The sequence below is a fragment of the Anaerolineales bacterium genome (assembly GCA_016928575.1).
In the GTDB taxonomy this organism is placed as follows: domain Bacteria; phylum Chloroflexota; class Anaerolineae; order Anaerolineales; family RBG-16-64-43; genus JAFGKK01.
On sequence record JAFGKK010000030.1, the window covers coordinates 1 to 9,107 of the forward strand.

The 9,107-nt window shown below is 59.1% G+C and carries 8 protein-coding genes; 1 reads left to right on the plus strand and 7 read right to left on the minus strand.

Features of this window, described 5'->3' with window-relative positions; all coding sequences use genetic code 11:
* Window positions 1-263: 263 nt before the first annotated feature.
* The 7 genes from JW929_04370 to rpsP form a co-directional block, all read right to left on the minus strand.
* Window positions 264-1,376 (minus strand): hypothetical protein, encoded by a 1,113-nt coding sequence (locus JW929_04370; GenBank protein ID MBN1438625.1) that lies wholly within the window; start codon window positions 1,374-1,376, stop codon window positions 264-266.
* A 40-nt stretch (window positions 1,377-1,416) separates the two neighbouring features.
* Window positions 1,417-2,613 (minus strand): hypothetical protein, encoded by a 1,197-nt coding sequence (locus tag JW929_04375; GenBank protein MBN1438626.1) that lies wholly within the window; start codon window positions 2,611-2,613, stop codon window positions 1,417-1,419.
* 203 nt (window positions 2,614-2,816) lie between these two features.
* Entirely contained in the window at window positions 2,817-4,694 is a 1,878-nt protein-coding gene (locus JW929_04380) for a WD40 repeat domain-containing protein (protein MBN1438627.1), read from the minus strand.
* A gap of 302 nt (window positions 4,695-4,996) precedes the next feature.
* Window positions 4,997-5,755 carry a hypothetical protein gene (locus JW929_04385; GenBank protein ID MBN1438628.1) on the minus strand — a complete coding sequence of 253 codons (759 nt, stop codon included), beginning with the start codon at window positions 5,753-5,755 and terminating at the stop codon, window positions 4,997-4,999.
* A gap of 899 nt (window positions 5,756-6,654) precedes the next feature.
* Complete coding sequence (gene rimM / locus JW929_04390; GenBank protein MBN1438629.1) at window positions 6,655-7,140, minus strand: 16S rRNA processing protein RimM; 486 nt, start codon at window positions 7,138-7,140, stop codon at window positions 6,655-6,657.
* A 163-nt stretch (window positions 7,141-7,303) separates the two neighbouring features.
* Window positions 7,304-7,531 (minus strand): KH domain-containing protein, encoded by a 228-nt coding sequence (locus tag JW929_04395; GenBank protein ID MBN1438630.1) that lies wholly within the window; start codon window positions 7,529-7,531, stop codon window positions 7,304-7,306.
* A gap of 26 nt (window positions 7,532-7,557) precedes the next feature.
* Window positions 7,558-7,959: a 30S ribosomal protein S16 gene (gene rpsP / locus JW929_04400; GenBank protein MBN1438631.1), complete on the minus strand. Its 402-nt coding sequence runs from the start codon at window positions 7,957-7,959 to the stop codon at window positions 7,558-7,560.
* A 506-nt stretch (window positions 7,960-8,465) separates the two neighbouring features.
* Between rpsP and JW929_04405 the strand changes: the two genes are divergently transcribed.
* On the plus strand, window positions 8,466-9,107 hold a 642-nt coding region (locus JW929_04405), incomplete at its 3' end, for an FHA domain-containing protein (GenBank protein MBN1438632.1).

Consider the following 9,107-nt stretch of genomic DNA (forward strand, 5'->3'; position numbering starts at 1 on the left):
AACCCGACTGTTCTTTGTCCATCGAGGTTGAGCGGAAGATTTATTACCCTCACGGTAGAACCTTTTCAGGGCACTCACTGCCATAGGTATTGGTTTTGAAAGGTAATAAACACAAAGACGCCAAGCCCGCAAAAAATAATTGGGGAAAACTTGGCGTTCTTCGCGTCTTTGCGGTGGGAAATGGTTTTTTGCAGTGAAGTCAGATATCAAACGGTTTCACAAGATAAGAAACCGACACCCTGCCGGCGGCTGTCTCTAACCCGTCATCTGCCTCCGGGTTTATACGCGCTGTGCGCCAGCCAATACTTCAGCGTACCCCGGAAGAGCGCCCGCTCGAAATAACTTCCATCCGGCGAAAGCCCTTCATACCCCTTGGCCGTCAGCACCTCCATCAGCGGCTCCAGCTGGCGGCCGTAATGGCGCATGCACGCTTCCGGATGGATTCCCGGCCAGGAATAACAGGTGACCGTCGTGCGGCGGTTTGCGGAGGGGATTTGCAATGGGACGGTTTTCTCCCAATCCGGATCGTCGGCGGGGAACACGAACTTGTCGAGGTTGCCCTGCGGGATGCCCTCGATCCCACGCACCACCGGGGGGTTGATCTCCAGCGTATAGGGATCCACCGCCAAATCGACCACCAGCGCCTGCTCGGGCAGCCAGGCCAGCCAGGCATTCGGCACCACCGGCTGGGAGGGATCGCTGCGCTGGGTAGCGTCGACAAGGATGTCGGTTTCCCGGAAGAGCCCCTCCATCACCGCGGCCTGGCCGCTGACATGGCGGCCGGCGACAGTCGCGACCGCCCCCGGTCCGCCCTTGTCCAGGAGCGCCACGCTCCGTTCGATATTGCCGAACTTGGTCGCCGCCTCGACCGCGTGTTTGCCGACCATACCCGCGCCGAGGATCAGCACCCGGACCGGCCCGCCGTGCGGCAGGCGGAAATCCGGCGCGCTTTTTTCCAGCCAATCGAAGGCGGCTTCCAGCCCATTCCAGGCGACCGCCTTCATGTTTTCCACCAGGCGCAGGTTGCTGTCGTCCGCGATCCCGTCCAGTGAAATCGCCCGCAAACCGAGCCGCTCAAGCCGGTCCACGCGCCGCGGCCGGGTCGGCAGGTGCAGCATCGAGATCAGGCAACCGCCGCGCTTAAGCAGGGAGTAATCCTCCCGCTTCGGGGAGCGCAGGACCAGGACCAGATCCTGCCGGAAGGCGTCTTCGCGGCCGCACTGGTGCACGGCGAGGCTTCCCTCGCAGTAATCGTCGAAGGAGAAACCCTCGCGCGATCCGTACCCCTCTTCGAGGTAAGCCTCCAACCCAAGGCGGGTCATGCGTTGGACGAATTCCGGAAGGAAAACCCGCTTCTCGGAAGGCTCCTTCCTCATCCGCGGAAATCCGATCGTCCGGGGGAGATCCATCTTCAGATCAAGCTCCTTTCGGCGGGCCTACCGGCGGCGAATCCGGGGCGGATTCCCCCGCGCCACCGCCGCTCCACCGGGAGAGCATCGCGCGCGAGATCGCGCGCTCGAAAAAGGAGCCGGTAAAGCGGATGTTGGCAACCCCGTTCCGTTCGAGGATCTTACGCATTATGGGCTGCAGCTGCGACCCGTACGCCTCCATGCAGGCCTGGGGATGGAGTCCCGGCCAAGAATAACAGGAAGCCACCCAGCGGCGGTTGCGGGAATCCACCCACGCCGGAAGGCTGTGGTAGGCCGGATCGTCGGGCGGGATTTCGAAGCGGTCTAGGTCGCCCTGCGGGATCCCCTCGACGGCTTTTTGCGCCGCGCCGGGGCCGGCGGCCGGATCGTACGGATCGACCGACAGGTCGAGGATCACGGCATGGTCGGGAAGATCGGCGATCCAGGAATTGGGGATGACGCACCGGCTCGGGTCGGGCCGCTGGGTGGCATCGACCAGGATGTCGGTGCCTCGCAACAGGGCCTGCATCGGCTTGCCGTGGGCGGTGAAATCGTAATCCACCACGGTCACCTGCGCGCCGGGCACTCCCGCATCCGCCAAGCGGCGGTGGAGCGCTTCGTTCCCGTAGCGGACCGCCGCCTGGACGACGATTCCGCCCACCGCGCCCGCGCCCATCACGCTCACTCGGATCGGGCCGCGCCGCGGATCATCGAACCCCGGGGCGGGATACGTCCGCGCCAAGATCCGCACGGCGGCTTCCATCCCGTTCCAGGCGACGGCACGGAGGTTTTCCACCAGCCGCCGGCCGCTGTCGTCCTTCAATCCATCGAACGAAACCGCCTCCAACCCAAGCGAACGGAGGAGGGCCACCCGCCGCGGCCGCGTGGGATAGTGCAGCATGGAAAGCAGGCAGGCGCCCGGAGTCATCCACCGCAGTTCCTCCTCTTCCGGGCACCGCAGGACGACCACGAGATGCTGTTGGAAGGCGGCCTCCCGGGAATCAAAAGCGATTCCCGGGCCGTGGTTCAGGTAGTCGCCTTCGGCGTACCCCATCCCCGATCCATACCCGCGTTCGAGGACGATGCCGGCCCCGAGGCGCGCAAGCCTGGCGGTGAAAGCGGGAAGGAAATCCCGCACTTCGCTCCGTTCCTTGCGCAGGCGCGGGAATCCGATCCGCAGGGAAGGGTTCTGCCTGTCGGTCATGCGGATTCCATCCAGGCGGTCATGATGCCCCAACTATATACCAAATCCAGGTGGACAAAATCGGAACGATCGGAGACGGCCAATCCGAGCGGCGGACGCGCGGACTACAACGGTCCCTGCAACCCCTCCATCAGCCGCACCGCCATCTTTCCTCTTCCAGCCTCACCGTAACGAGTAATGCGCAAGAGGATAGGGCTATTTGTCTATTCCGGGATGCCCCAGAGACTGATCGTTCCATCGTAAAAGCCAGCCGCCAGCATCGTTCCATCCGGCGAGAAAGCAATATCTCCATACTCGCACAAAGGGTTTCCGTTTCGCATCAACATCATAATTTCATCACCCGTCGCGGCATCCCACAATTTCATCTGGCATCCGACCGGGGAGACAAGGATTTTACGATCCGGGGAAAAAATCAAGCGAGCAATCCCTTCAAATCCATCGCGCGTGGCAATCTCCAATCCCGTAGAGATATCCCAAAGCGTGATCCTCCCGCCCCTTGCGCCGATAAGGCTCTGTCCATCCTCCGAGAAGGCAAAATCCGTAATTTCTCCATCGATGTCCGCGATGGGAAGCGCTTGCCCGGTGACGACATCCCACACGTCAACGTCATAAACGTATTTGCCATCCAGATCGCCGATCGCAGCGCCTATTCGTGTTCCGTCCGGCGAAAAAAGCACCTTATGCATATATCCCATCGTTGATGCCGGAAAAGCCCATCTCACTGCATAGGTGGCTAGATTCCATATGAGAACTTCTATCTCCTCCTCGTCTGCCGACATCCCGATGGCCAACATGGATCCATCCGGCGAGAAGGCGATGGTCTCAATTCCCACATGCGGAGCGGCCAACCTCTTGGCCACACTCCTGGTTTTCGCATTCCATAACGTAACCTGTTTGGAATCAAACGTTGCAAGGAATTTTCCATCCGGAGAGAAGAATACCCTGGGGATGGGAGTGTGGTTTTCATTCAAGAGCGTCTTCCAGATCACCGATCCGCTCGACACCCCCCATATTCGCAAGATGCCGTATTCCGATCCGGAGGCCAGCAATTGGCCGTCCGGCGAGAAATTCATGCTTCCGGTCCGGCCCAAGTATCCGGACAGGGAGGTTTCTTCTTCTCCGGTGAGAAGATTCCATTTTATTATTTCAGAATCCCTTGAAATCGAGAGCAGCATACGGCCGTCCGGAGACGGGATGATCTCCTTCACGGGCGTGCTATGACCTTTGAATAACCGGAGGATTGTCTCCTTCCCGATATCCCACATTCCTATGGTTTGATCCTTGTAACCGGCGAAGATCCTTCCGCCGTCGAGGGAGATCCCGATGGAAGAAATCGGCATGGCGAGATCGGCGAGCGTCTGTAAAACCTGTCCCGTATCCAAATCCCATAATCGGACCGTTCCATCGCAGGATCCGGATAGTAATACTTCTTCAGCGGGCGCAAACGCAATGCCCGAGATGCACCCTGTATGGCCGATCAATTCGCGAATTTCCTGACCGCTTTTCAGATTATAGACCACAATCCGGGAGTCCCATTCCCCGGTCTCAGGTACCATCTCCATACCGGTGGCCAGATATTCTCCATTCGGAGAAATTACCAGGTCGGTCATAAAATATTTCGAATGATCCCACGACAGGGTGATCAATTCCTCTCCTTGCGCCGTATCCCAGATATGGATGGTTTCATTGCCGAAGGCGGCGGCCAATAGCCGCGCGTCCTTGGAAAGATCCATGGCGAAAAACCTGGATTTTTCTTGAAGGAGATCGCGGGCGCTCATCTCTTCACCGATTTCCCACATGGTTACCGTATGTCCTCTGATCCCGGCGGCAATAATTTTCCCTTCCGGCGTGTAGGCTACGGTTTTCATTTCCGATCCGGTATCGACCCGGCGAATTTCTTCATCCGTTGCGGCATCGCCATTGTATATGCCCGTGGTGGTGGTAACCGCGTATGTCTTCCCATCCGCGCTGAAGGCGGCGTCGGTGGGGATCCCCTTTCCCCATCGGGCGAGTTCCTCCAATTGACCGGCGTTGTCCGGCAGGATGATTCTGTCCGAGACGCCGATCGGCGTTCCTTCCAAGGCCGGTTCCTTCGGAGACGGAGTAATTGACGGGGTGGAGGTGTTGGACGGAGTCCAGGTCGCGGACAGCGTGTACGTCTGCGATGGGGTTCTCGACGCAGTGTTGCTTGCGGACGGTAGAAACCCGTGGGTTTGCGTCGGAGGAGTGGTCATTTTCTCCGGGATGGCAACACATCCGTACACACCTACGAAAAAGATCATGAACCGTAAAAACCGTTTTTTTCGCATCGGGCTCCATTCTCGATTCAGGGATTGCCCGGAAATCCTATGCCTGCGTCCTCCGCCACCGGTCGGTTTTTCCATCACCGGCGGATGAATGAGACTCCCCAGAGGATGACGGCTCCCGAATGGACCCCGGAAGCGATGAGTTTTCCATCCGGCGAAAAAACGACTTCCGTAAACTTATCGCCTTCGGCAATCAAACGCCCCGCTTCCAGCGCCGGATCCACGTCCCATAACTGGATCATGGGTTTGTGTCCATCCTCACCGGACCATGCTCTTGGAGAGGTGGCAAGCAATCGGCCATCCGGGGAGAATTGAATGTTGGACAGCCATCCGTCCTCATAAGCGGGAAAGCCCACAAGGATTTTTCCGGTTTGTACGGAAAAGAGGATGTAATCTTGATTGATTTGCGCGGCGAGGAGCTTGCCATCCGGCGAGTATGCGATCTCCTCGATGGAGGAGATATCGGCATCCAATAAAGTGCGCAACCCGCCGGTTGCCAAATCCATGATTTGGATTCTTTTGGTTATCACATCGTCCCCGCCGGGCGCCTCGTAGAGACACACATCATACGCAACGGCAAGGTGCTTCCCATCCGGCGAAAATGCGAGGCTATCCACCCAAAAACCCATGCCGCCTATTGTTTTTACCACGCTCCCGGATGCCAATTCCCATATCGTAATATTGCCGGAATGATCCCCCGCGGCAAACCGCTCTCTATCCCAGGAAAAAGCCGAACTGCGCAAATACATTTCTTGCTCGATTATTTTCTCCACTTGAAAATCCGGCGCCTCTTTCCACAGGGTCACGGACTCCAAATTCGACGAGAGGGCGATCACCTCCCCGTCACGTGAAAAGGATGTCTCGTCCACCTCGGTGCCCTCGAGAATCCTCCGGCTTGAGCCGAATTCTCCCGGATCCCCAAATATGGTCCGCAGGTCAACCCCATCGGCCGTGGCAACCGCAAGTTTGGTTCCATCCAAACTGAATTCCACATCGAACACTTCGTCGGTTTGCCAACGGACGAGTTCGGTGATCCGGTCGACGTTTTCCGGTCCCAGGACTTCGGAGGGGAGCAGGATTGGAGCGCCTGTCCGGGTGATGACATCCAGCGTCGGGGACGCAGAAGCGGCCGGGGATTCTGTATGCGAAGGAACCCGAGTCCAGGTTCCGGAAGGGATTGGCGTTTCTGTTCCGGTTTTTGATGCTGGAGGTGAGAAAGCGGCTGTGTCCAGGGAATCCCCCGCCGAGATTCCTATGACAGGGCAGCATCCCTCCTGAAGGAAAACGATTATCAGGATGCCAACCGACAGAACGTTCTTCAATCCATTCATCATCATCCGCTTGTGCCGCATCGATCCGAATCGTCTATAAAGGGCTAAGGCGCATGGGAGCCATGCATTTCCTGTATATTACTCTACGGGTATTGCAGATTTGTTGCAGCGATATGCCAATTTTGCAACAGGGATTCTTCATGGAAATACCTTGTCCAATAGGCACGATGGTCGCACATATTTCCAAGGATATTGGAAAAAAGGCGTTGCAGGTGGTTGAGCAGCCCCGATGAAGCATCTGGGCGTATCGAACCCGCCGGGAATATCGCTGTCTCGATACGCCCGCACAAAATGCGGGCTACTCGACCGGCTTTTTCAACACTCTGTTAACGAGAAACCTTGTTTCCAAAGGTCCTGGAGACTGTTAATTGACCGAGGTTTTCCAGGAGACCGCCTCAGTCTTTTTATACAAGCCCCTCCATCAGCCGCACCACCATCTTTCCTTCTTCCAGCCGCACCTCGCGGATGACCTGGGGAATGGCCGGGAGGAGGATCTCCCGAGCGCCCCCCTGCACCACGTAGACGTCATTGGCGCCGGTCTTGAGGATCTCCTTGACGCGGCCGAGCGGCTCGCCCTGTTCGGTGAATACCTCCAGCCCCTCCAGCTGATGCAGGTAATATTCGCCTTCCGGAAGGGGCGGCAGATCCTCCAACCGGAGGTGGATCACCTCGCCGCGCAGGCCTTCCGCTTGGTTGCGGTCGCGGACGCCCTTCAATCGCAACACCGCATCGCGCCCGTGGCGGCGGAGTGATTCCACCTCCACCGCGCGCCGCGCGCCCCCCAGGTAAAGCCGTCCGCTATCCGCCCAGCTTCCGGGCGCGCCGGGCAGGATATCCAGCACCAACTCCCCGCGCACGCCGAACGGCCTCCGGATCCGGGCGACGGCCAAAAAAGAAGGCCCGCTCCCATTAGGGGACGGGCCTGGGGCTGCTTGGTTTAAAATCTGAATTCTTCCAGGAACCATCGCTGCTCTCTCCCTCATCCCCAACCCTTCTCCCAGCATAAGCTGGGAGAAGGGAAGCCGGTGATCTTCCGGCGGGATGAGGGACGTTTTACACGATGTCGAACGTGACTCGATGGCCTTCTTGTGCGGCGGCGACCCACAACAGGGAACGGATCGCATTGGCGATCCGGCCGTTTTGTCCGATCACCCGCCCGCGGTCTTCGGGCGCGACCATCAGCTCCAAATGCACGTTCGCTCCGCTGACCACTTCGGAGATGTGCACTTGGTCCGGCTCTTCCACCAGAGCCTTGGCAATGTACTCGACCAGCTCCTTCATCGCCATGGGGCAAACGCTCCCGCGGGCTAAGTTTTTTCCGCTTCCTTCTTCTTGGCCTTGGGTCTCTTCTTGCTGGGGCCTTTAACTTCACGCCGGGTTTTCACTTCCACCGGCCGCTCCTTTTTCGCCGTTTCCGCTTCGGCCAGGAGCGCGTCCGCCTTTTCGCCCTGCTTGAGCCGTTGGTACCGATCCGCCAGGCCGATTTGCTTGAACAGCTTGGCCACCGATTCCGAAGGCTGGGCGCCATGCCCCATCCAGTGATAGACGCGCTCTTCTTTGACAACTATGGTTGAAGGCTCCGTGCGAGGATTATAGGTGCCCACAACCTCGAGGAAGCGCCCGTCCCGCGGGCTTTCCCGGTCGGCGACCACGATCCGGTAGTAGGGCTGGTGCCGCAAGCCCATTCTGCGCAAACGAATGCGAACCATAGAACCGACTCCTAGCTTTTTTAAGAAGTATCCGGTGCTCGCCGCGGGGTAGAGGGCGCAGGAGTGCCGGGGAAGGACCGGTATCCGTACGCGACCGCCGCCGAACCCTGGAAGACCTTATTTTACCCGAAATTCGGCGACTGACCACAAATTCCCCGTTTCCCCGGTTTTTACCACGTCCTTCCTCGATTGGCGCTTTTTCGATTTTGCCCAAGATTTTACCGGCTTTCCGGGGCTTCGGCGCCCGACCCATGGCCAAACCTGCGTCTCCAGCCGCCAATCGGAAACCTCAGCCGAAAGCCTCGCCCTTAAGGCATCGAGAAATGTAGACTTCGCCGGCCGCGGGCCGCTTCCTCCTTCCGCCCGGCGCCGATCCGCCGGCGGAGGCCCAATTGCGTAAAAGACGCTCCGAATGTACAATTTTGGCGCGTCCGTTTCCAAGGGGTGGTTATCCGTTCGTCAACCAATCCCATCCTCAAGATTTTCCATCAAAAAAGGATGATGCCATGAGCGATATTCCGTTCACTCCAAAAATCGTTGACCAGGATGGGAAGGAACACCCCATCTCGGCCGCCACGGTGATCGGCCGCGCACCCGACTGCCAGATCCAGATCGAGCAGCCCGGGGTCTCCCGGCGGCATGCGCAATTCGAAATCTCAGGGGACAAGGTCCTGCTCAAGGATTTGGAAAGCAGCAACGGCACGTTCGTCAACGGCCTGCGGATCCAGGTTCCCACGGAGTTGTCGGACGGGGACCAAATCCGCATCCAGGACAATCTGTTCACTTACCGGGCGCCCGCCCCGGCGGCCGCCCCGGAGCCTGCTCCCCAAGCCGCGGCCGCCGCAGCCGCACCCGCGGCGGCGCCCGCCCAAGCCGAATCCGGCTCCCCGAAAACCAGCACCTATCCGTCGCTCACGCTTCTCGCCCTCGTCCGCTCCGACAACGGCGCGGAAACCGGCTTGAGCCGAACCATCCGTATCGGCCGGGACGAGGCCAACGAAATTTCCCTCCCAAAGGACAGCAGCGCTTCGTCCGCCCACGCCAAGATCGAAACGATGGGCGGACAGGTCGTCCTGACGGATCTGGGCAGCAGCAACGGCACCTGGGTGAACGGCGTCCGCATCACCTCGCCCGTGACACTCTCGCAC

Bases quoted from the DNA above. Each gene is read 5' to 3' on its own strand.
- JW929_04395 (MBN1438630.1), bottom strand. From the start codon at position 7,531: ATGAAGGAGCTGGTCGAGTACATTGCCAAGGCTCTGGTGGAAGAGCCG.
- rpsP (MBN1438631.1), bottom strand. From the start codon at position 7,959: ATGGTTCGCATTCGTTTGCGCAGAATGGGCTTGCGGCACCAGCCCTAC.
- JW929_04370 (MBN1438625.1), bottom strand. From the start codon at position 1,376: ATGAGGAAGGAGCCTTCCGAGAAGCGGGTTTTCCTTCCGGAATTCGTC.
- JW929_04375 (MBN1438626.1), bottom strand. From the start codon at position 2,613: ATGACCGACAGGCAGAACCCTTCCCTGCGGATCGGATTCCCGCGCCTG.